Below are 23372 nucleotides of genomic sequence, written 5' to 3' on the forward strand. Positions count from 1 at the left end.
ATTGTGTCAACTTATTTAGTACACTACAGTTTTGGAGTAATCGCAAAGACGTTTTGAAAAAGGCATTCATGGAGCCTGAAAAGCCTACAGTTTCTGGTCCGAAATAAGTCGGGCGATACGTGTCTTGCTCTGCGCGCCTTTGGTGAGCAGGTACACATGCTTGTAGGCATCGCGGTTCAGTTCGGTAGGCGAACCGTTGATGAGGATGATGTTCCGGTCGTTGGCAAACTTCAGGATACCATTTACGTTGTTTGGGTGGAGCTTACCGATTTCGTCCATCATACAGTGCAGCTTGAAGTCTTTGAACTTGCGCGAAGCCCCTTCCTTGAACACGTTCAGCAGCATGATGTTGATCATGGCCTTCACCAGGATGTCCGTACCTTCCGAACCCACGTTCGACAGCTTCTCTACGAAGCCCGTGTCGTTGTTGTTCTCGATGATGCGGAAACGTAGCTCGAATGAGTCGTACAGGCGGATGCTGTCGTAGCGGTAGGCGTGAATCTCCTTGATGAAGTCGCGGAGCAGGGCGATGGCCTCCTGTTTCACCAGCTGCTCGTTTTCCGACGAGAAGAGGTTGGTGCCCGGTGTGAGGTCATAGGCATGCTCGTTGTAGTACTTCTGGATGGCACGCAGACAGTTTACCACACGGTTACTGCTTTCTTCCACCTTCATTTCGATGCACTGGATAACGCCCACGAAGTTGCACGTCTGGAATCCCTTGTTCACCTGACCGATGAGGTCCTGAATGTCGTCTTCCGAAGCCGTGAGCATTGAGGTATCCATGCTGATGCGCTTGAAGATGTCGGAATGCTCGTTGTTGATGCGGCGGACGAATTCGCTGATTTTGTTCTCTTCCACGAAGTCGTGCAGTTCCTCGGCAAAGCGGATGTACTCCCAGTCCTCGGTAAACTTGGTCTTGAACTTGAAGGTATTCTCCTCGTCGAAGTGGCCGGTGAAGAGGTTTACCTCTTTGCGCAGACGGTTTTGCAGCGTCATGTACTGGCTGTCCGTGCGGCCCAGTTCGTCAATCAGTTCCAGGCAGGTGCGCGGCGTGTGGATTTCCAGCGTGACGGGGTTCTCGGGATTGAAAATATCCTGATGCGGCTTGTACCAGTCGTAGGCTGAAATCTTGCTGTACGCCTCCAGGTTGGCCTGAAGCTGTGTTACTTCCTTCTCTGCCTGCTGCAGTTCCTTGTTCAGGGCATCAATCTGCTCCTGCAAGCCCGAGGTTTCCCGGCGCAGGTTGTCCTTCTCCTGACTGAGCTGGCGTTTCTGTTCCTCCTGTTCACGCTTCCATTCCGGAATGTGGTCGATGAGGTCACGCTTGTCCTTCTGATACTCGATAAGCAGGGTGGCGTGCTCCTTGATGAACTGCAGTTCCCGGTCGATGTCGCGCAACTGACTGCTAATCTGTTGCAGACGTTCGGTGTCGGCACCCTGCGAGTGCAGTTCCTGCTTCATCTGACGCTCGTATTCGGCTTTCTCCGTGGCGATGCGCTGCTGTTCTTCCTTATCCTCCAGGCGGATGCTGCCGGCCTGTGTCTCCTTCTCGTGCGCGATGTCCTGCTGCACCCGGTTCCATTCCTGCTTCAGCTGGTTCAGCTTCTCGCTCTTTTCGCGGTTCAGGTTGTTCAGTTTGCCGTCAATTTCCTTCAGTTCTGCGGCGATGCGTTGCTTTTCCTCTTCCAGTTTCCGGAGTTTGGCAGTACGTTCGGCTTCCGCCTTCTTCTTCCAGTCGTCCAGGTCGAGCATATCCTTCTGGTACTGCTGTTCCAGTTTCTCCAGCTCGTATTCCTGCACGGCTATCACGTCTTTCTGTTCCTTGATGCGCGGCTGGTATTTGGCTTTCAGCTGCTCTTCCAGGGCCTCTTTCTCCTGTTGCAGACGGAGGGTTTCAGCCTGGATTTCAGCCAGTCGCTTGATGCCCTTGTCATGTTCCGCCTGATAGTCGTCGATGGAGCGGATGTGGCGCTCGATGTCCTGCAGGGAGATGGAGATGCCGTAGAACGACGTACCCTCGTCCACAATCTTCGGCGAGAGGTTGGTCTGCCAGAGGATGGACTCGTCGCACAGCTTACCGATATTTTCTTCCCATCCCTTCTTGTGCTCCTTGAGCCAGCCTTGCAGGGTGCTCTTGCTGTTTTTCAGGAAGGTTTCCAGTTCGTCCATACGCGGGCGGAGTTGCAAGTGCTCGGCCTGCAACTGCATCAGTGCTTCGTCTTTCTCCTTCAGTCCCTTCTGCAATTCCTCTTCCCACTTCAGCGTGAGTTCCTTGATGATGAGCTGGGCATTGTTGATGCGGTTCTTCTTGCTCATGTGCAGACCGGTGTACGACTGGATGCGGTGTTTCAGTTCCTCCTGTTCGGCTTCGAAGAAGGTCTCCTTGCGGCACAGCTGCATCTGGTAGTCGAGGGCGGTCAGTTCGTTCTGCTTGCTGCTACGCTCCGGATGCAGTTGTTGCGAGAGCTGTTCGTATTCCTGGTAAAGCGCTTCAGTAGCCGCTTCGTGCTGACGGCGGGCTTCTTCGATGCGGGCATTGAACGTGTTGTTCAGTCCCTCAAGCTGCTTGATTTTGGCCTCGTGGATGCGGTTCCACTGCTCGTCGAGGCTCTGGATGAGCGACTTGTACTTGGTGGAGATTTCCGTGTAGTGCGAAGTAAGGATGCGCTGCTCTTCCTGCAATCCCTGCTGCTTGTTCTTCCACTCCTCCTTGCGGGCCGAGCGCTCCATGATTTCTTCTATCTGGCGGCGGGCATATTCCTTTTCCTTCTGCTGTGCCTTTTGCAGTTCGTTGTTCAGGATGGCCAGTGCCTCCTGCATCTTGTCGCAGCGCTGGCGCGACTGTTCCTGCAACTCCTGACGACGATTCAGGAGGGCGGTACGTGCCTTCTCAGTCTGGTGCTTCTGTTCCTCGGCCTTGGGCAACTGGCTTTCGGTAAGGCGGAAGGTAGCGGCCAGTTCGCGGCAACCTTGCACCAGGGCAGTCTGCTGACGTGACACCTGTGCCGATAGGGAGGTGATTTCTTTGGCCTGTTTCTGCGTTTCGCGTTTCTGGAACTCTTCGATGTCGCGCAGGCGTGTTTCGAAGTTCTTCAGGTGCTCCTTGTAGGTGTTCAGGTCGATGGCGGTCTCGTCTTCGTTGATGGACGAGATGATGGTCTTCTTGATGAATTCCGCATCGAGCTTTGAGTTGAGGAGTACGTTTTGTATGGTACGCGGAATGTTCTGGTACTGCTTGCTCTCCATGAGCGAATAGCGGCTCATTTCGGGACCTGCACCGTTGCCGTAGAGGATGTTACGGTATTCGTCGTAGGTATAGATGATGCGCGAGTAGTCCACTCCATACTGGTCGAGGGCGGCACGGATACGGTCGTTGCCGCTGTAGGCCGTGCGGTTCTCGTCGACAAAGAACTCCATGCGGTAGGGCGAGTCGATGAAACGGTAGCACACGCGGCCCATCGACTTGAAGCTCAGGATGCAGAACGCTCCCTGTTCGGTGGTTACCTCGTAGATGATGTAGGAGTTGGAGTAGGGGAAGTAATATTCCGTGTAGCTCTGCTTCTCTACGGGGATGCCCAGTTTCTGGGTGTCGGCGTTGTAGAAAAACAGGATGGCGCGCAGGACGGTACTTTTTCCCACTCCCTGCGTGCCGATGAAGTGCACATTCCCGTCCAGGTAAATGTCGTCGGCATAGGGAATGTTGGCGCTGTTGATAAAGATGATTCTATTCAGGTTTCTCATTGTCTTCCGTTTCAGTGTCGTCGTAAATTTGGATACTTTCAATCAGGCGTTCCAGGTAGTGCCAGGAACTCATCACCTTGTAGGTGTTGCTCTTCTCGTTCTCCAGTTCCAGGAATGACTCCTTGGTAAGCTGGCGAATCAGGTTGTCGAGCACGTCCTTGCGCACGTCCTTGTCGGAGAAATGCTTGCGCAGCCCGTCGAGCTTGTTTTGCAGCATCACGTTGATGTTGGCCTCCACCAGAATCTGTTCGGGCTGGAAGCGGAAACCTGCACCGAAGGTCTCGTCGTAGGTCTTGAACAGGTCGAGTACGTCAATCCAGTAGTAGGCACGCATGATTTTCTGTTCCAGCGTGGTACGCGGTTCCACCCGCGAGAAGTAAAAGTATTCGTTGCCCCGTTCCAGGGTGTAGCCGATTTGGGCGAAGTAGACCGACAGCGCCTCGAAATGGTCGTCTATCTGGTCGTACATGTCGCGCACGGCTTCGTTGCAGCTGTTCGAACTGATGAACTGTCCCTTTTGGAGACAGTCGAACAAGGCCGCAGTATTGTCAGGTATATGTATGTTCAGTTCCATAAGTCAAATGTATAGGGATGAATGGGTTACGAGTTGGCCGGATACACCTTGGCATATTCGTACTGGTGATACAGACCGAATTCCTCGCTGATACGGAGACGGTTTTCGTAGAGCGACACCATCTGGCAGAACAAGGTGGTGCGTTCCTGCTCGTCCACTTCGCGGGCGAAGGTGTAGTGCATCAGGTAGTGGAAGAGGTCTTCTTCCGGAGCCGATGCATCGTTCCAGCGGGTTTGTGCCTGCGCCTGGATGTAGTCGCTCAGGGTTTCCTCCAGGTCGATGACCTCCTGGTACATGGCCTGCGATTCCATGTCTTCCTCGCTGAAGGCACCCGCCTCGTTGCTGCGGATAATCTCGCGGTACTGCAGGTTGCGCAGCACTTTCAGGATGACCGGACGTGCCTCGTCGGTACTCAGGTAGGGCAGTGACAGCTTGAACGAAGACGGCACGCTGCCTTCCACCAGTACGGAATGTTCCCTTTCGAGCACTTCCGAAAGGTTGCTTCGCGAACGTAGCTCAAACTGGTCTTGCAGGTACTTCACCTTCCGGATTTTCTCTACCAGAATCACCTGGCTCTTAATCTGGTTCAGGTAGTTGATGATGTCCTGCTGGGCACGGATGAGGCTGTGGGCCGAGAGCTGGAGTTCGCTACGCAGTTCCAGCAGGATGCGGTTCAGTTCCTCGTCGGTAGCCTGCTGGAAAAACCGCCGTTCCTCGTGCAGGATGAGGTTTTCGGTGGTATCAATCAGCTGCTGGATGTGAATCCGCTTCTTGTCCAGGTTTTCCAGTTTGGCAATCTTTATCTGGTAAGTCGGTTCGTGCTTGAACGCATTGTCGATGCTGCTCTGCAGGTTCATGATGTTGCGGATGGTGGTACGTGCAATCTTCTGGAAGGTAATCTTGATGTTGCGCACATAGCTCTCCTTGCGTGAGGCAATCTGCTCCTTCTCGTAGTAGTCCATCAGTTCGTGCAGGAAGGCAATGTTCTCGTCGATGATGGCCGTGTTGATTTCCTCGTTCGCTTCGAGGAGCAGTTCGAAAAAGTCGAGGAAGCGGGCATCCAGTTCCACGAAGTTGCCGTTCTGGCGGATGACTTCTTTCTCTATGAGCAGTTTCAACCGGTTTTCATCGTCCTTGAGCAGTGCCAGTGCGTCGGAATAGCGGAAACTCAGCGTCTTTCGTTTCTCGAACATTTCCGTGAGCAGTCCCCTGGCCGCCGCAATGGTATTGATAATTTCGTGAATCGATCGGAATATATACATAGTCTAGTTGAAAATTCGGGCAAAGTTATAATTTGCCCGCCAATTTTCCTAATGTTCCGAGGCGATTTTCCCCCTTTCATGGGGCAGGAGTTTACTCTTCGCTCACAGCAGCAAACACGGGGCGGAGCTGCTGGCTTTCGGTCTCGAAGCCGTACCAGTAGCATCGGCCTTCTTCGGGAGCAGGAAGCTTGCACAGGCGGAGGTCGTCGCGATACGTACCTATGCACACCGTCCACGCTTCGGGCGGAGTGACGTGCTTTGTGCGTACCCGTTCGGCCGGTTCCTTCTTGAGTGACATGCCGGCTTCAATCCAGGCCCGGCTCATGGCGGTCAGGAAATGAGGATAGTGCTCCTTGCAGAAATGGTAGAGCAGGATGCCCCGTCGCTCCAGTCCCATGGGCTGGTCGATGACCCCGATTTGAATCAGGTGGTCCAGGAAGCGTGTCAGAAAGTCGGGTTCTTCCACAATCAGACGGCGGGTGATTTCCTGCCAGGCCGGTGCGTTGTAGAATCCGTCGAGCAGACGCGATAGCTGGCGGGCTGTCTGTAACTCGTCGGGGGTGATTTCACGGGTCTGAAGCACCTCGTAGGGCGGCAGGGGAGAGTAGCAGATGCCCAGTTCCTCGGCCCGGTGCCGCATCTCCGTGCCCGGCAGCAGTTTCAGGGATTCCAGCTGGATTTCTCCCGCACGGTATTCGGCCAGCGTGCGTACATCGTCGAAAATCTGTGAGAGGTGATACAGCGGCAGTCCTGCAATCAAGTCGGCGTGTGTTTCCATGTTGTCCAGCGCGCAGAGGTAACGCAGTCCCTCCAGTGCATCGGCCAGTTTGCCGGCTCTCCGGCTGACGGTAAGCACTTCTTCGTGCAGGCTCTGGATGCCTGCTTCCAGGTGAAGCAGTCCCTTAGGCATGGAAGCAAGTTCCTGTTTCAGTTCCTCCGAAAGCAAAGCCGGATGGATTTCCAGGTGGAAACGCATGTCGGGGAACTCGCGGAAGAGGTCGAACAAGGCTTTGGCCCGGTGGCTCTGGTAGTTGAATGTACGGTCGAGCACCCGGATGTTACGGATGCCTTTCTCGTGAATCAGTCGGACACGTTCGCGGATTGCCTCGACAGAAAGCGTGCGGACCGGCTTTTCTCCTCCGCTCACACAGAATGCGCAGGTGTTGAAGCAGCCGCGGGTAGTTTCCAGTTGCACGAACGGCTTGCTCCAGTTGAAGAACGGACTTTGTTCGGGATTCACCAGCTTATCGAAAGCCATTACACGTGAAAGTCCGTTGTCATGATATTGTCCTTCTGCATCCAGAAAGCAGAGTCCCGTGATGCGGGTCCATTCCTTCGGCTGCTGCCAGCAGGCAATCCATTGCGGAAAAGTCTCTTCACCTTCTCCTCGGAATACGCAGTCTACAAAGCGGTTGGTGCGCAGGAAGTCTTCGTTGTGTCCCAGAAACTCCGGACCGCCCAGTGCCACTACGCAACGGGGCAGCATGGCTTTTACCCGACTGATGACGTGCATGAGCACTTCGTGGTTGAACAGCCAGCAGGTAGCCGCCAGAATATCCGGTGCCTGACGTACGACTTCTCCGGCTGTCATGCCCGGATTTTCGTTGATAGTGGCTGACACCACTCCCCATTCCAGGGACGGGTCGTGCATGACTTGTGCGTGCAAGGCCGGAAGGGCCAGCGAGGCGTGAGCGTACGAGCTGTTCAGGTCGAGCCAGAGAATTTTCATGGGTAAACGGGAATCAAATGATGAATGAATAGGACAAAGTAAAAGGATTTGCAAGCCGATGGAAAACCGGACTGCAAATCCTTTATGGTGACGGGACCCTTCCTTTACGGAAAATGCCCGGTACTGTTTTTTAGATTACGTACTGTGAACTGATAGATTCGTTCGACATCACGCGGCGGATAGTTTCAGCAAACATGTCGGCGATAGACAACTGTTTTACCTTAGCGCAGCGCTGTGAGTAAGGAATACTGTCAGTGAATACCATTTCTTCCAACTGAGAGTTCTGTACACGTTCAGAAGCCGGTCCAGACATTACACAGTGAGAAGCGATAGCGCGTACAGAGCGTGCACCTGCTTCCTTCATGATGTCGGCAGCCTTAGTAATGGTACCAGCTGTATCTACCATGTCGTCAATCAGAATTACGTTCTTGTCTTTTACGTCACCGATAATCTGCATGGAAGCTACCACGTTTGCTTTTTCGCGTGTCTTGTGGCACAATACCAAAGGCACATCCAGGTATTTAGCGTATGTGCTGGCACGTTTTGAACCACCCACGTCAGGAGTAGCGATTACCAGGTTCTCCAGGTTCAGTGACTGGATGTAAGGAGCAAAGATGGTAGACGCATACAAGTGGTCAACCGGAATATCAAAGAATCCCTGAATCTGGTCAGCGTGAAGGTCCATGGTAATCAGACGGTCGATACCTGCTACGCTCAGCAAGTCGGCTACCAGTTTCGCACCGATAGACACACGCGGTTTGTCTTTGCGGTCCTGACGAGCCCATCCGAAGTAAGGAACTACGGCAATGATACTCTTGGCTGATGCACGCTTGGCAGCGTCAATCATCAGGAGGAGTTCCATCAGGTTGTCTGAGTTAGGGAAAGTGGACTGTACCAGGAATACATGCTGTCCACGGATTGATTCTTCATAGGAAACTGCAAATTCGCCGTCTGCGAAATGAGTAATGTTCATGTTACCAAGTTCACAGCCCAGGCTGTTACAGATTTTTTCTGCAAGGTATCTCGAGTTTGTTCCAGAGAATACCTTAAAAGGTGATGTTGCGCTCATTGTAAAAATAGATAATATTGCCTTATTTTCTGCAAAAGTACGCCATTTCTTTAAGCCGGACAAACGTTTCCGGCAGAATTTTAGCGAATGACTCAGTCGGCCAGTCGCTTCAATTTTCTGAAATGAGCGATAAGTTCTTGATAATTGTAGTCTGAAGCGGGGTCAAACTTGTTCCAGAGCCCTCCTAAGATAGCGGCTCCCCCGAAACCGAAATCCTTTACCTGAAGCAGGTTGTTCTCGTCTACACCTCCCAGGGCAATGACCCGTTTGTCGATAATGCCTTTCTCGGCAGCTTCACGGATGGATTCCGATGTGAAGGCCGATGCATATCCTTCCTTGGAGATGCTGTCGAATATCGGGCTGAGGAATACGTAGTCGCACATTTTCTTGTCGGCCATCACCTCGTCAAAGGTATGGCAGGATGCACTCACGTGTCCGGTATAATTGTCCGGAATGAGCGGATTGCGATGGCTCAGGTGAATGCCCTTGAGCTTGTATTCTTCTTTTAAATAAAAATGGTCGTGCACGACAATACGCTTGTGGTATTTTTCGGGAATGAGGGTTAGCAGACGCTCCGCATAAACCGGAGCTGTGTCGGGTTTACGCAGATGGAGAATGTCCAGTCCCTCGTCAAACAGAGTAGTAATGATCTTGTCTTCCTCTACAAAATAAGTAGGGGTTGTTATCAATATTAACTTCATGCGGTTACACAAATTGTGGTGCAAAGTTAGTAACGTTTTTGTAATACTCCTAATGCCTGTGAATATTTATTTTTGGGGAGAGCGCAATCATGGGCATGTTTGAACTCTGTGTTGACGTGAATTCCAGCCGGATGTAAGGGGGAAAACATTAACAGCATAGATACGTTTTTACTTAATGCCGTAGGGATTGCAGATTAGTTTTTTTACCTGATGAACGGAGGGTTTCTGTATTTATCCGATTGGTAGGCACTGCTTATTCCCGACTGGAAACTGGGAGTGAATGCTGATAAGTCTCCGTTTGTGTTGGGGAAGATGTGTAAAAATTGTTTTTCCCACTTTTTCCACGCCAGAAGTACCTGTAGCCTATAAAATAAACCAATTTTTAGACCCTATTTATCAATAATTCCTCTATGACAATAGTATTATGTGCTACTTTTGTACATCGTTGAAAGGGCAGAATGCGGAGCCTGTTATGAGGACTGACGCGTAGCATTCCCGGTAGACAGACAGATACGAACACGCACACGATAATCTTAAATCGGAAATGAAATAATAACTTAAAAATAATACCTAATAATCTAAAGAATATGGATATTGGAATAAATGCAAAAAAGGTTTGTCTGTTTCTTGCAGCGGGCTCGTGCAGTTTCTATGCCTTTGCTCAGGAAAAGACAGTTACCGGTTCTGTAAAAGACGCCCAGGGGGAACCATTGATTGGCGTGAGCATATTGGTGAAAGATACGCGGGTTGGAACGGTGACCGATATTGATGGAAATTTTAGAATTCCAAATGTGAAATCCGGACAGACACTGGTCTTGTCATACGTAGGCTATAAAACCCAAGAGCTGACTTTAAAGGGAAATTTGAACACTCCGCTGTCAATTGTGCTGAAAGAAGACACGGAAATTCTGGATGAAGTGGTAGTCGTGGGCTACGGTACGGTGCAAAAACGTGACCTGACTGGTTCCGTAGCTTCTGTGAAAGCAGAAGACCTGGCAGTTGTTCCTGTATCAAGTGTAAGTGAGGCTTTAACAGGTAAGTTGTCCGGTGTAAGTGTGACGACTACTGACGGTGCTCCCGATGCTGAGGTAAACATACGTGTGCGTGGAGGTGGCTCTCTGTCGCAAGATAACTCTCCTTTGTATATTGTAGACGGTTTCCCGGTGTCAAGTATCAGTGATATTTCTCCTACGGAAATTGAAAGCATTGATGTATTGAAAGATGCATCGTCTACGGCCATCTATGGTGCACGTGGTGCCAACGGAGTAATCATTGTGACTACCAAGAGCGGTCATGAAGGTAAGACTCAGGTGGATTTCGGAGCTTCTTTCGGTATGAAAAAGGTGGCTAAGATGATGAAGGTGCTCAGTCCTTATGATTATGTGGCATATCAGTGGGAACTTGATTCTCAGGATTATGGAAATTACAGCGATATTGATATCTGGAAGTCGGTAGAAGGGCAGGACTTCCAGGATGAAATATTTGGACGCACAGGTACACAGCAGCAGTATAATGTGAACGTGAGCGGAGGTGGAAAGGACGTGACTTATAATGTGAGCTATGCGCATAACGAAGAGAAAAGCATCATGTTGAACTCCGGATTCGTGAAAGACAACATCAATGCGAAAATCAAAGCTACTCTGAGCAAATGGATAACACTGGACTTCAACGCGCGAATGAGCTATGCTACTGTAGACGGATTGAGTGGAGGGGCAGATACAAATGAATCGAATGCATCCAACTCTATTGTGGCGAATGCGGCTCGTTTCCGTCCTGTAAATCCATTGTCGTATGATTCATCGGATACGGAAGACAATAATACTACTACACAAAAGAATCCGTTGGAACGTCTGGAGGCTACATACAAGCAGAAGAGAACTTTCAACCAGAATTATAATGTGGGCTTAAACTGGAAACCGTTCAAGAACTTTACTTTCCGCAGTGAGTTCGGATATGGATGGAAGTACGAAAATATCGACCAGGCATGGGGAGCCGATGCCACTCAATATACTAATCTGGGTGAGAAGGGAAAACCGGAAGCCGTGTTTACCAATGCAACGACCCGCAGCTGGCGTAATGCCAATACATTGACTTACGACAATAAGAAACTGTTTGGCGGACGTGATAAAATCAATGTGCTGGTGGGACATGAAGTAAGCAGCAGCCAAAAAACTTCTCTGGAAAGTACGTCTATTGCTTTCCCGACTTCCATGACTGTGGATGAAATTCTGGCCAGTTCGGGCATTGGAACTCCGTTGGCAAACCAGTCTACTATCGGAGCGAAGGAGAATATGCTTTCTTTCTTCGGTCGTGTAAATTATACTTTGATGGACCGTTATCTGTTTACGGTAACCGTTCGTGGTGATGGCTCCAGCAAGTTCGCTAAAGGCAATCAGTGGGGAGTATTCCCTTCGGCAGCTTTTGCATGGCGCTTGTCGGATGAAAAGTTTATGAAATCCGCACAGAATTGGCTGTCAAACTTAAAGTTGCGGTTGAGTTTGGGTACGGCAGGTAATAACCGGATCAATTCGGGCTTGATTTATACCACTTACACCCTGGCCAGCAACACATCGAAAGCCCCCTTCTTCAATGAAGTGCGTCAGAGCATGCTGGAACTTTCTGATAATCTGTATAACCCGAATCTGAAATGGGAAACAACTATAACTCGAAACATCGGTCTGGATTTCGGATTCTTCAATAACCGTCTTTCCGGTTCGTTGGACCTTTACTGGAACACGACCAAGGATTTGCTGATGAGATCTGAAATACCTTCGAATACAGGATTCAATTATCAGTACCGTAATTTCGGAAAGACTTCCAACAAAGGTGTAGAACTTACGCTGAATGCTGCTTTGGTAGAAAAGAAAAACTTCGGATTGAATTTTAACCTGAATCTGGCGTATAACCGTAACCGGATTGATGAACTGGCTACCGACAATCCCTGGCAGAGTAGTAACTGGGCGGGCAGTATCATTTCTAAATATGAAGACTTCCGTGTAGAACAGGGTGGTTCTCTGGGCGAAATCTGGGGATATAAGACCAATGGCTTTTATACGGCGTATGACCCGGTAACCAATCCTACCGGCGAACTGATTCTGAATGGAACAACCTGGGTTCTGAAAGATGGCGTGAAAGATAATAGTGCCACACTGACCGGCGGGCAGTACTATCCGGGAGGGTTGAAACTGGTGTGTGATGAGAACGGCGATCCCGTCAAGCAGAAGCTGGGTAATACCATAGCCCCGCTGACCGGTGGATTTGGACTGGATGGACATGTAGGAAATTTCGATTTCAATGTGTTCCTGAATTATTCAGTGGGTAATCAGATTGTAAATGGCACGAAACTGGCCACTTCTTTCTATGCCGGCTCTTCCAAAGGTTACAACTTGAATGGAGATTTTGCCTTGGCAAACCGTTATACATGGATTGATCCGGCCACAGGCTCGAACCTGGGTAAACTAAGTACCAGTACCCTTCAGGCTTACGGAGGAGAATTGGGAGTGATTGCCCGGTTGAATGAAATCAATTCCAATGCTTCTATTTATAATCCGGCTGCCGTAACATTGATGCAGCTGAACGATTATGCCGTGGAGGATGCCTCCTTCCTGCGCCTGAACAACGTGACAATTGGATATACCTTGCCTGCCGCCTGGACCAAGAAATGTTTCATGCAAAAGGTAAGATTCTATGTGACGGGATATAATTTGCTCGTGTTTACAAAATATTCCGGTTCCGATCCTGAAGTGGATACAAGCAGTAAAAAGAACGCGATGACTCCAGGTATTGATTATGCGTCTTATCCAAAGAGCCGTACGTTTGTGGGTGGTGTTAATGTTACATTCTAATTGAAAGGAGAAAAAATGAAAAATTATATACTGAAAACGATGTGTCTGGCTGCCGGCCTGGTGAGTTTTAGTGCTTGTTCCGATTTCCTGGACCAGACTTCGCCTTCTGAATATCCGACTCAGAACGTGTATGAGTCAGTAGGTTATACTGAATTTGCAATCAATAAATTATATGGTGACATGGGACAGGACCAGACTTACTCGCAGTACATTCCAATTGTCTGGGGACTGAATACAGACTGTGAGCTGATTGACGGATTGGGCTCTGAAGCCTATAACACTGGTCACCGTCGGGGTGTCATGAACTATAATGCCAGTGCAGGATGGTCAGACCTTGCCAAATTATGGGATGCCATGTATGGAATTATTGAAAATGCCAATCTGGCCATTGAAGGTATTGAGGGAAGTTCCTTGATTGCAGCTGGAGGTGAAGATGCGGAAAGCATGAAGCGGTATAAGGGAGAAGCATTGACTATCCGTGCGATGATTTATTTTGATTTGATTCGTTTCTTTGGCGATATACCTTTGAAAATAGAATCCTCCAAACCCGATTTGAGCAATGCTTATCTGGGAAAGACAGATCGTGATGAGATTATGGATACACTGATTGCAGACCTGGAAGAAGCTGTGGAGTTGTTGCCATGGGCAGGTCAGTATTCTTACACTACGGAACGGGTGACAAAAGGATATGCTCATGCACTGTTGGCCAATATTGCGTTGACACGTGCCGGATGGGCCATTCGTGAAACAGCCAAGGATGGATATGAAACGGCATCTTATTCTGACCCTACCTATCCGACACAGCGTTGTGATGCGCAAACTCGCCAGAAGATGTATGAACTGGCTCTGACACATTTGTCGACAATTATCAAGGAAGGTCCTCATTCACTGAATCCTTCATTTGAAAATGAGTGGTATTTGCTGAATCAGCTGAAACTGGATGAAACGTACCGTGAAAATATGTTTGAAATTCCGATGGGCATGGGCTTCACTGGTGAACTGGGTTACTCTATTGGAGTACGTGCCAATAACTACACTTCCAAGTATGGAAAGAACAGCTCTGGAGTACAGAAACTGACGGCTCCTTATTTCTGGTCGTTCCAGGAAAATGATTCGCGGCGGGATATAACCTGTTCAAATATCAAGATTGAAGAGGAAGACGGGGTGACAAAAGAATCGATGTTAGGAAATGCACCTTTTGGCATTTATGTAGGCAAATGGGATGTAAGAAAGATGAGCGACGAACTGAATGCACTGGCATTAAGCACGCCGGAGAATAAATGGATGACAGGTATCAACTGTGTAAGAATGAGATATTCTCAGGTATTGCTGATGTATGCAGAGGTCATGAATGAACTGGCCGGTGGTCCGGATGCGGATTTCGGTGGTTCGGCCAATGGCATGACAGCACGGCAAGCGCTGGAACTGGTACACGTTCGTGCTTATGACGAAGAACATAAAAATGAAGCGAAGGCGTATGTAAACAACATTCCGAATTCCAAAGAAGCCTTTTTTGAAGCCATTGTCGATGAAAATGCATGGGAACTGGCGGGTGAAGGCTGCCGTAAGTTTGACCTGATTCGCTGGAACTTGCTGGCCGATAAGATCAGCCAGTTTAAGTCGGATTACATGAGTCAGATGCAGGATGAATCGAACGGTTATCCAAAAAAGATTTACTTCAATTACACGGATGAATCGAAGACATCGATCGACATGAGCAGTGTAACCTGGCATGGAATTCCTTCTGGCAAAACGGAGAGTGATTATGATGACAGCGCTTCTTTCTGGGGTACAGAACGAACCACTTCCACTAAAACACAGAGTGAAACTAATTTGCCTTCTATTTCCAGCGGTCTGGTGGGTAACAACGTAACTGTAATAAACCGTTACTTGCTTCCAATAGCTTCTACCACAATTTCCGCTTCCAACGGCACTTTGTATAATTCATACGGTTATTCAAATTAACCTTTAAAATAAGTCTGTTATGAAAATATTAAATCATATATCGGGAGCAGGGCTGGCATTGCTTTTTGCTTCGTTGTGCGTCTCCTCATGTACTGACGGAAATGACTGGGGAGTGGATTCTGCTTACGACCGTTTGTTTGGAACCAAAGAGTCCAGTTTCTCAGTATCTGCCAGTGCCGTATCGGCAGAGATAAAATGGGAGTCGACGAAAGACACGGAATACTATATCATAGAAGCTAGTACAGACTCTTTGTACGATGCCGTTCAAATGGGAGCGGAAGGTAGTCTGGTGTATGGAGAGGATGGCAGCATCACCCAGTCACCTTACACGATTACGGGATTGATGGGAGAAACGACTTATTACCTTCGTATTAAGTCTGTTTCAAAAGAGAAAGAGTCTAATTGGGTATATCTTCCTGAGTATAAGTTTACTACCGATAAGGAACAAATCCTGAATGAGCCTTCTGAAACGGAGATTACTGACGAGTCTGTAAGTCTGACCTGGGAAGCCGGTCTGGAGGTGACACATATCACCTATACTCAGGATGGTACACTGGTTACTTATGAATTGACTGACGAGGAAAAGGCTGTCGGTAAAGTTACGTTGATGGGATTGAATCCGAATACAGAATATACCATAACCATATATAACGGTGAGGTAGCACGTGGTGAAATAGAAGTTACTACGAGTATGTCTGTAGAGGTAGAATCGGAAGTCTCTGAAATTACTCAGCATTCGGCTGTATTTACCTGGACAGAAGGGGTCGGGCGCCTCACTGGATATGTGTTGCTGAAAGGAGATGTATATCCAAGTGATGAAACTCAGAATGCACTTTCGGCGGAAGAAGAAACGGCATGCCGGATTGAATTGAACAATTTGGAACCAAGTACTACGTATACAGTTGCAATTATGCGTGACAAAGTGGTACGTGCTCGAAAAGTATTCCAGACAGCCGTTGGTATTCCGAGTGATTATACGCAGGTAACTTTGACTTCTCGTGATGAGTGGGCTGGCGCTTTGAATGACAATTCAGGAAAACTGGCCATCATCATTCCTCAGGGGGTTACGATTGACTTGACTGCCAATACATCGTTCCAGACAGAGATTCCTGCTGCTATTACTTCCTTGATTTTATGGGGAGAAGAAGGAGAGGATAATATGCAAAAACCGACATTCAAGACCCGAGGCTTGAGTTTGTCTGGAGACAAGTCTGAGGTAAGATTCTATAATTTGAATGTGGAATCAAACGGTACCAGCAATTATATTTTCCGTCAGAAGGGTACGGGTACGATAGAAAGTCTGTCTTTTGAATCATGTAATGTTGCCAATGCGGCCGGAGTATTCTGTGAACGTGACAAGGGTAGCGGCACTTTGAAAAATTTGTCGTTTAGTGATTGTATTGTAACAAATATTGGTAACTATTCTGTGGTGTATACAACTACAAACTATATTGTGAACAAAATAACAATGGTGAATTCAACTGTAAATGGTTGCACCGGCAATATGTTCCGTGTGGCACAGACAGAACCATATTCACTGGAAATCACAGCTTCTACGTTGTATAATGCTTCGCAGGCTCTTATTCGAAGTGATGGTTATAATTCAGCTAATATTTTTACTATCTCGAATACGCTGATGGGCACAGTAAATACCACCACTCCTAATAACAATAGTTCGGTGACAGGTACAAATGTATATACAACATCTGATTGTTATTCGGTGAACTGGGCTACTAAAACAGAATTGTCAGCCACTGATTTGTTTGAAGACCCTGCGAGTGGAAATTTTGTTGTGAAAGCAGCCGATTATAAGGCCTACGGTGATCCGCGCTGGAATAAATGAGAAAAAAGCACAAATGAAATCTGTAAATAAAAAATGCTCCATGAAAAAAATATCTATTTTTACCAATATGTTTTTTTGCTTGATGTGCAGCTTGCTGATAATGTCTTGTAAAGACGATGAAAACGGAACGGACAGCAGCGCACTTACGCTGTTGTCATGTACCCCCGGACAGGGAGAGAATGTCAGTACGGAAGGAACCATAGAACTGACCTTTTCCAAGAGTGTACGTCAGGCTCCTGATACTGAAATTACACTGAATGGTTCTGCCATACGTGTGATTATCACCGACAATGTGGTTCGGGTGCATTATTCAGAGCCTTTGGCTGATCATCTTACACTGGATATCCCCTCGGGGGCTTTGACCGACATGGATGGAGTACAGAAATACGAAGGTTTGAACCTGATTTATGAAATCAAGTTGGAAAAACGTCTTTTTGATGCCGTAGTTGATTGCAACGGTAATGGTGATTACACCACCATAACCGAGGCTATAGAAAAGGCCCCGAGTTCATCGGAGCAGCCTTATCTGATATTTGTGGCTAACGGAGCCTATGACGAGGCACTGATAATTACCAAACCTTATATCCATCTGATAGGACAGGATGTGGAGAAAACAAAGATTCAGAAACTGATGTGCCGTGTGAAGTGGGATGGCTCGGGAAGCCAGCCTGTGGGTTGGGATTATTCTTCTCAAAACTCAGCTTTTGCCCAAGCAAATGGCTTGACTTCCAGCAATGAGGCTGTGGTACTGGTGAAATCAAACGATTTCCATGCGGAGAATATTTCTTTCATTAACCTTTATGGTGCACGCACTGCTGAGTATGGAGGTATGTTTGGGGATGGACAGGCAGATGCGTTGATGACTCGTGCCGACCGTATCTCATTCTATAATTGTAAGGCCGTTTCTTTCCAGGATACATGGTGGGTTCGTAACAATGAGAGTGATAACTGGAAAGGATTGAATAACCGTAACTATGCAGACAATTGCTGGATTGAAGGGAAGACGGACTATCTGTATGGAAACGGTAACCTGCTGGTAGAAAACTCTACCTTCTATAATGTGTATTCAAGTGGTAATGTAATGACTGCCGGCAGTCATTACGAAGGCACAACCTGGGGACATATCATGCGTGATTGTATTGTCGACGGAGTTCCGGAAGCCAATGACAATACTTACTTTGGCAGACCCTGGCAGAACAAGCCGATTGCCATCTGGATAAATACTACTTGCAAGGTGAAGATTGCGGATGCAGGATATATGGACATGAGTGTATCACCTTATCTATATGCTGAATACAATACAGTGGATGCCAATGGAAATGCGGTGGATACGAGCAAGCGTAAAAACTCGTTTACAGTGGGCGGAGTTTCTGTTCCTTACGAAAAAAGTCTGGTATTGACGGAAACTGAAGCTGCAAACTACACATACGACAATGTGGTGAAAGGTGATGACGGATGGGATCCTAAATCTTATTATACCACTGAAAAATTGCCGGCTGTAGAGAATGTAAGTATTTATGGAACGACACTGAGCTGGGACGGTCAGAACAAGGCAATCTGTTATCTTGTATTCGAAGATGGCGTATATGTGGGCCAGACCACAGAAACCAGCTATGAGGTAAATGCCAATGGCGGTACTTATACAGTGAAGTCTGTTAATAAATATGGCTGCCTGAGTGATTAAACCTGATGTTGCCGGAACCGGAACGAAGTGGATTCCGGCAACTTTATTTCGTTTAAATGATAATAAAATAAGAATATGCGTAAAAGATATATTTCTTATCTGTTACTGGGTTTTCTTCTGTCGGCAAGTAGTGCATCTTGTTCAGAAAAGCAGGTGACGGATGAACCGGGGAATGAGAATCCTTCGGACACAGATACGGATAATGATGAACCGACAGATGGAGACGGAGAAAACCAGTTTGGAGATTTGCCTGATTATGGCACACCCGACCGTTCGTCTATCGTAGCCTTCCCTGGAGCTTACGGAGCCGGGGCATATACGACAGGAGGTGCCGGAGGAAAAGTCCTGACGGTGACCTCACTGGCCGATGATGGAACGGAAGGTACCTTACGTTGGGCTGTCAATCAGACTGGCCCCAGAACCATTGTCTTTGCAAAAGGTGGTTTGATAGAATTGGAGAGTGAACTGGATATAAAGAATGGCGATGTAACCATTGCCGGACAGACGGCTCCCGGAGGGGGAATCTGTTTGAAAGGTCATCCCGTGTCCATCAAGGCCGATAACGTGATAGTCCGTTTTATCCGTTGCCGGATGGGCTCTGATAAGTTGACAGCGGAAGAAGCCGACGGAGCAGATGCCCTGTGGGGGAAAGAGAACACGAATGTTCTTATTGATCACTGTTCTGTCAGTTGGAGTACAGATGAATGTGCCTCTTTCTATGATAATACCAACTTTACGATGCAGTGGTGCATTATCAGTGAGAGTCTGGCTAATTCCGTACACGGAAAGGGAGCGCATGGTTACGGAGGTATCTGGGGCGGTTCTCCGGCTACTTTCCATCATAACCTGATTGCTCATCACAGCAGCCGTACGCCTCGTTTGTGTGGCAGCCGCTATACGGGCATGCCGGAAAAAGAGAAGGTAGACCTTCGTAATAATGTGTTCTATAACTGGGGAACTACGAATGGCGGTTATGCAGGTGAAGGTGGCAGCTATAATTTTGTGAATAATTATTATAAGCCCGGGCCTTCTACCGCGCAGAAGAAAAATCTGGTGAACCGTATTTTTCAGCCGAATGGAGATGATGGTACCAATAATAACCAAAAAGGTGTTTGGGGCGTTTTTCATCTTAGCGGAAACTATTTTGATACCTCCTGTTCTTATTTGACGGAAGAGATGAAGGCATTGGCTGCTTCCGTGAATGAGGATAACTGGATTGGTCTTCAGCCGAATGCGACAGAGAAGGTCCCTTTGCCTGACAATGATCCTGCTTCTATCAGATCGGAAGTGGAGTTCGTGATTTCACAAGATGCCGGCCAGTTCACGCAAACGGCAGCAGAAGCCTACGAAGCGGTGTTGAATTATGCCGGTGTTTCGACTAAGCGTGATGCGGTGGATACGCGTATTGTAAATAATGTACGCAACGGAGATTATACTGCGAACGGCAGCAATGGTGGTACGTTTGGTATTATTGACAGTGCAGGCGATGTGGGTGGCTGGCCTGAATATACAGCCGGAACAACTCAGAAGGATACCGATAAGGATGGCATTCCGGATTATTGGGAAGAAGCGCATGGGCTTGACAAGAATACGGATGACAGTGCCAAATATAATCTGAGTAAAGAGTATACCAATCTGGAGGTTTATATAAATAGTTTAGTTGAAGATTTATATCCTATAAAATAAATAAGTTATGAAGAATTTTTTAGTAGCAGGAATTTGCGGCATGATATGTATGAGTGCAGTAGCTGCACATGCAGGCGATTTGGTTTCTTATCCTGTACCGGACCGGACAACGGTTCCGGCCTTTCCGGGAGCAGATGGTGCGGGAAAATATACTACCGGTGGAGCTGGTGGACAGGTCCTGGTGGTAAACTCCTTGAAGGATGACGGCTCGGAAGGTACGCTTCGCTGGGCTATCCGGAAAAAAGGTCCTCGCACCATTGTGTTTGCGGTGAGTGGCATTATCGAACTTCAGTCGCCGTTGAAGATTAATAACGGCGATTTGACCATTGCCGGACAAACGGCTCCTGGTGATGGTATCTGCCTGAAGAATTACACCTTTGGCATTCAGGCAGACAACGTAATCGTGCGGTTCATCCGTTCGCGGATGGGAGATGACATCAAACAAAAGGGCGACGATGCCATGAATGGCTTTAAATATCATAAGAATATCATCATAGACCATTGTTCAATAAGCTGGAGTACTGATGAGTGTGCCACGTTCTACAACAACAGTAATTTCACGCTTCAGTGGTGTGTCATCAGTGAGAGTCTGGCTAATTCCATTCATGAAAAGGGAGCACATGGATATGGAGGCATCTGGGGTGGTCAGAAAGCATCGTTCCATCATAATCTGCTGGCGCATCACACCAACCGTACACCGCGTTTGTGCGGAAGTCGTTATACCGGAAAGCCTGAAGCAGAGAAGGTGGAGCTGTTTAATAACGTAATCTATAATTACGGTAGCGACGGTGCCTATGCCGGTGAAGGTGGAGAGTACAACTTTATTAATAACTACTATAAGCCGGGTCCTTTTACGGCCACAAAGTCTTCCTACAAGCGTCTGTTCACGGCTTATGCCGATGACGGTAAGAACAATAATGCAGCAGGTACGCACGGTTTGTTCTATCTGGGAGGAAACTATATTGATCCTACTTGTGATAAACTTACGGAAAAACAGCGTAAAGCTATCATGGTCGTCAATAAAGACAATGCGGCTGGCTTGATTATTAAGAAGGAATTTGCACCTGTGAATGAGGTGTTATATAACAAGCCGTTTGAAATAGCAGAACATACTTCTTTGCAGTCTACATGGGACGCTTATGAATCTGTATTGAATTTTGCCGGTGCATCTTTTTCACGCGATGCGCATGACAAGCGTATTACGGAAGAGGTGCGTAAGGGAACGTATACTTATGAAGGTTCACATGGCAGTACCAATGGGATGATTGACCGTCCGGCCGATGTAGGAGGATGGGGAGAGTACAAGCAGACTGCTGCACCTGTCGATACGGATGGTGATGGTATGCCTGATGAATGGGAAAAAGCACACGGACTGAATCCAGAAAATGGAAGTGACGGCGCGGCTTATAACCTGAGTGCTTCTTATACCAATCTGGAGGTGTATTTGAATGGCCTTGTGGCACATCTTTATCCGCAGGAAGCTTTGAAGAAATAACGTTATCACTTTAAATCAAGTTGTAAGAATGAATTTTTTGGTTAGAAGTTTATCTGTACTGGTTTTGAGTCTTTTTTCTTTTGCTTGCACTTCGAACGGAAAATCGGTGGTGAATGGTGAAAGTACAGACTCTTGCCTATATAGTCAGTTGCCTTTTGAAATGCCACGGGTGGTGCAACCGGTATTTCCTGATTATGAGGTGAATATTAAGGACTTTGGCGCAGTGGCTGATGGGAAGACCTTGAACACGGAAGCCATTAACAAAGCTATTCAGAAGGTAAGTGCCCGGGGAGGCGGTAAGGTAATCATTCCGCAGGGACTATGGTTGACCGGACCGATAGAGTTGCAAAGCAATGTCAATCTTTATACGGAAGAAAACTCCCTGATTCTGTTTTCGGACAATTTCAATGATTATCCTATTATCGAGACCTCGTTCGAGGGGCTGGAAACACGTCGTTGTCAGTCACCTATTTCTGCAGTCAATGCGGAGAATATAGCCATTACCGGACATGGAGTCTTTGATGGAGCGGGCGACAGTTGGCGTCCGGTGAAGAAAGGGAAGATGACTGAATCGCAATGGAAGTCATTACTGGCATCCGGGGGAGTAGTAGAAAATAATATATGGTATCCCACTGAAGGTTCCTTGAAAGGGGCTAAAGCTTGCAAGGAATTTAATAATCCGGAAGGTATAGAAACGGAAGAGCAATGGAATGAGATTCGTCCTTGGTTGCGTCCGGTTCTTTTAAGCCTGGCAAAATGCAAGAACGTGTTGCTGAAGGGAGTCACATTCAAGAATTCGCCCAGCTGGTGTTTGCATCCTCTTTCGTGCGAACATATTACGATTGACGGTGTAAAGGTGTTTAATCCTTGGTATTCTCAAAATGGAGATGCACTTGACTTGGAGTCGTGTACCAATGCACTGGTTATAAACAATGTGTTTGATGCCGGAGACGATGCCATTTGCATCAAGTCGGGCAAAGATGAGGATGGACGCAAACGAGGTGAACCTTGTCAGAATGTCATTGTGAAAAACAATGTAGTGCTGCATGGACATGGCGGTTTTGTGGTAGGAAGTGAAATGTCGGGTGGTGTAAAAAATATTTATGTGTCCGACTGTACCTTCCTTGGAACAGATGTTGGTTTGCGGTTTAAGAGTACAAGAGGCCGTGGAGGAGTGGTGGAGAACATTCATATTCACAATATCAATATGATAGACATTCCTCATGAGGCTTTGTTGTTTGACTTGTTCTATGGAGGCAAGGCAGCAGGTGAAGAAACGGCCGAGGAACTGGCCGGCCGGATGAAGGCTGAGGTTCCTCCTGTAACGGAAGAAACGCCGGCATTTCGTGACATTTACATATCGAATGTGACAGCGAGGGGAGTGGGACGTGCCATGTTTTTTAACGGACTTCCTGAGATGCCTATCCGGAATGTGCACATAAAGGATGTCACTGTCAGCCGTGCTGAAAAAGGAATCGAAATCAGTCAGGCTGAAAATGTCACTATCGAGAATACGGTGGTAGAGTCGGAAGGAAACGTGCTTCAGGTAAAGAATTCGAAGCATGTAACGGTAAATGGAAAGACTTATCAAGAATGATGACAGAACGACACTAATTGTCAGATTTGTCATGTGAGATTGGTTAAAAATAAGGTTTCATTTGTAGTGCCTCAGGATGACAGCAATGTCTCCTGAGGCGCTTTTTGTATGGAGGTATGCAATAAAGGATATGGGCGGGATAGAACAAAAAATACGATTCTATAAACGATTATTACACATC

Annotated in this window: 13 protein-coding genes; 7 read left to right on the plus strand and 6 right to left on the minus strand. The window is 47.7% G+C overall.

The features are described from left to right. Positions 1-84: 84 nt before the first annotated feature. The 6 genes from BACPLE_RS15850 to BACPLE_RS15875 all read right to left on the minus strand — a co-directional run bounded on the left by BACPLE_RS15850 (position 85) and on the right by BACPLE_RS15875 (position 9076). Positions 85-3741: an ATP-binding protein gene (locus BACPLE_RS15850; RefSeq protein WP_007563816.1), complete on the minus strand. Its 3657-nt coding sequence runs from the start codon at positions 3739-3741 to the stop codon at positions 85-87. Next, positions 3725-4315 (minus strand): condensin complex protein MksE, encoded by a 591-nt coding sequence (locus BACPLE_RS15855; RefSeq protein WP_007563819.1) that lies wholly within the window; start codon positions 4313-4315, stop codon positions 3725-3727. The genes BACPLE_RS15850 and BACPLE_RS15855 overlap by 17 nt, the downstream gene beginning before the upstream one ends. Positions 4316-4341: 26 nt before the next feature. After that, entirely contained in the window at positions 4342-5577 is a 1236-nt protein-coding gene (locus BACPLE_RS15860; protein WP_007563820.1) for a hypothetical protein, read from the minus strand. Positions 5578-5668: 91 nt separating this feature from the next. Next, on the minus strand, positions 5669-7306 hold the full coding sequence (locus tag BACPLE_RS15865; RefSeq protein WP_007563822.1) for a B12-binding domain-containing radical SAM protein: 1638 nt from the start codon (positions 7304-7306) through the stop codon (positions 5669-5671). 130 nt (positions 7307-7436) lie between these two features. Further along, a complete protein-coding gene (locus tag BACPLE_RS15870; RefSeq protein WP_040313343.1) occupies positions 7437-8375 on the minus strand; it encodes a ribose-phosphate pyrophosphokinase in 939 nt (312 codons plus the stop codon). 92 nt (positions 8376-8467) lie between these two features. Continuing rightward, the gene (locus BACPLE_RS15875; protein WP_007563828.1) at positions 8468-9076 is read right to left on the minus strand and encodes a thiamine phosphate synthase; all 609 of its coding nucleotides are present in this window, start codon (positions 9074-9076) and stop codon (positions 8468-8470) included. Positions 9077-9663: 587 nt separating this feature from the next. On the opposite strand from BACPLE_RS15875, the gene BACPLE_RS15880 reads away from it, so the two are divergent. From BACPLE_RS15880 to BACPLE_RS15910, 7 genes are all read left to right on the plus strand, one after another. After that, entirely contained in the window at positions 9664-12921 is a 3258-nt protein-coding gene (locus tag BACPLE_RS15880) for a SusC/RagA family TonB-linked outer membrane protein (RefSeq protein ID WP_007563830.1), read from the plus strand. A gap of 15 nt (positions 12922-12936) precedes the next feature. Beyond that, positions 12937-14886, plus strand: coding sequence for a RagB/SusD family nutrient uptake outer membrane protein (locus tag BACPLE_RS15885; RefSeq protein ID WP_040313401.1), 1950 nt, complete (start codon positions 12937-12939; stop codon positions 14884-14886). Positions 14887-14905: 19 nt separating this feature from the next. Then, positions 14906-16729 (plus strand): fibronectin type III domain-containing protein, encoded by a 1824-nt coding sequence (locus BACPLE_RS15890; RefSeq protein ID WP_007563835.1) that lies wholly within the window; start codon positions 14906-14908, stop codon positions 16727-16729. Positions 16730-16769: 40 nt separating this feature from the next. Next, a complete protein-coding gene (locus BACPLE_RS15895; protein ID WP_040313402.1) occupies positions 16770-18413 on the plus strand; it encodes a pectinesterase family protein in 1644 nt (547 codons plus the stop codon). A gap of 75 nt (positions 18414-18488) precedes the next feature. Continuing rightward, positions 18489-20099, plus strand: coding sequence for a pectate lyase family protein (locus BACPLE_RS15900; RefSeq protein WP_007563838.1), 1611 nt, complete (start codon positions 18489-18491; stop codon positions 20097-20099). A 49-nt stretch (positions 20100-20148) separates the two neighbouring features. After that, complete coding sequence (locus tag BACPLE_RS15905) at positions 20149-21594, plus strand: pectate lyase (protein WP_394357948.1); 1446 nt, start codon at positions 20149-20151, stop codon at positions 21592-21594. Between the two features lie 28 nt (positions 21595-21622). Further along, positions 21623-23191: a glycoside hydrolase family 28 protein gene (locus BACPLE_RS15910; protein ID WP_040313344.1), complete on the plus strand. Its 1569-nt coding sequence runs from the start codon at positions 21623-21625 to the stop codon at positions 23189-23191. Positions 23192-23372 lie beyond the last annotated feature (181 nt).

Source organism: Phocaeicola plebeius DSM 17135, from assembly GCF_000187895.1.
Classification (GTDB): domain Bacteria; phylum Bacteroidota; class Bacteroidia; order Bacteroidales; family Bacteroidaceae; genus Phocaeicola; species Phocaeicola plebeius.

Bases quoted from the DNA above. Each gene is read 5' to 3' on its own strand.
- BACPLE_RS15890 (WP_007563835.1), top strand. From the start codon at position 14,906: ATGAAAATATTAAATCATATATCGGGAGCAGGGCTGGCATTGCTTTTT.
- BACPLE_RS15905 (WP_394357948.1), top strand. From the start codon at position 20,149: ATGAGTGCAGTAGCTGCACATGCAGGCGATTTGGTTTCTTATCCTGTA.
- BACPLE_RS15895 (WP_040313402.1), top strand. From the start codon at position 16,770: ATGAAAAAAATATCTATTTTTACCAATATGTTTTTTTGCTTGATGTGC.
- BACPLE_RS15860 (WP_007563820.1), bottom strand. From the start codon at position 5,577: ATGTATATATTCCGATCGATTCACGAAATTATCAATACCATTGCGGCG.
- BACPLE_RS15885 (WP_040313401.1), top strand. From the start codon at position 12,937: ATGAAAAATTATATACTGAAAACGATGTGTCTGGCTGCCGGCCTGGTG.
- BACPLE_RS15855 (WP_007563819.1), bottom strand. From the start codon at position 4,315: ATGGAACTGAACATACATATACCTGACAATACTGCGGCCTTGTTCGAC.
- BACPLE_RS15880 (WP_007563830.1), top strand. From the start codon at position 9,664: ATGGATATTGGAATAAATGCAAAAAAGGTTTGTCTGTTTCTTGCAGCG.
- BACPLE_RS15900 (WP_007563838.1), top strand. From the start codon at position 18,489: ATGCGTAAAAGATATATTTCTTATCTGTTACTGGGTTTTCTTCTGTCG.
- BACPLE_RS15865 (WP_007563822.1), bottom strand. From the start codon at position 7,306: ATGAAAATTCTCTGGCTCGACCTGAACAGCTCGTACGCTCACGCCTCG.
- BACPLE_RS15850 (WP_007563816.1), bottom strand. From the start codon at position 3,741: ATGAGAAACCTGAATAGAATCATCTTTATCAACAGCGCCAACATTCCC.
- BACPLE_RS15870 (WP_040313343.1), bottom strand. From the start codon at position 8,375: ATGAGCGCAACATCACCTTTTAAGGTATTCTCTGGAACAAACTCGAGA.
- BACPLE_RS15910 (WP_040313344.1), top strand. From the start codon at position 21,623: ATGAATTTTTTGGTTAGAAGTTTATCTGTACTGGTTTTGAGTCTTTTT.
- BACPLE_RS15875 (WP_007563828.1), bottom strand. From the start codon at position 9,076: ATGAAGTTAATATTGATAACAACCCCTACTTATTTTGTAGAGGAAGAC.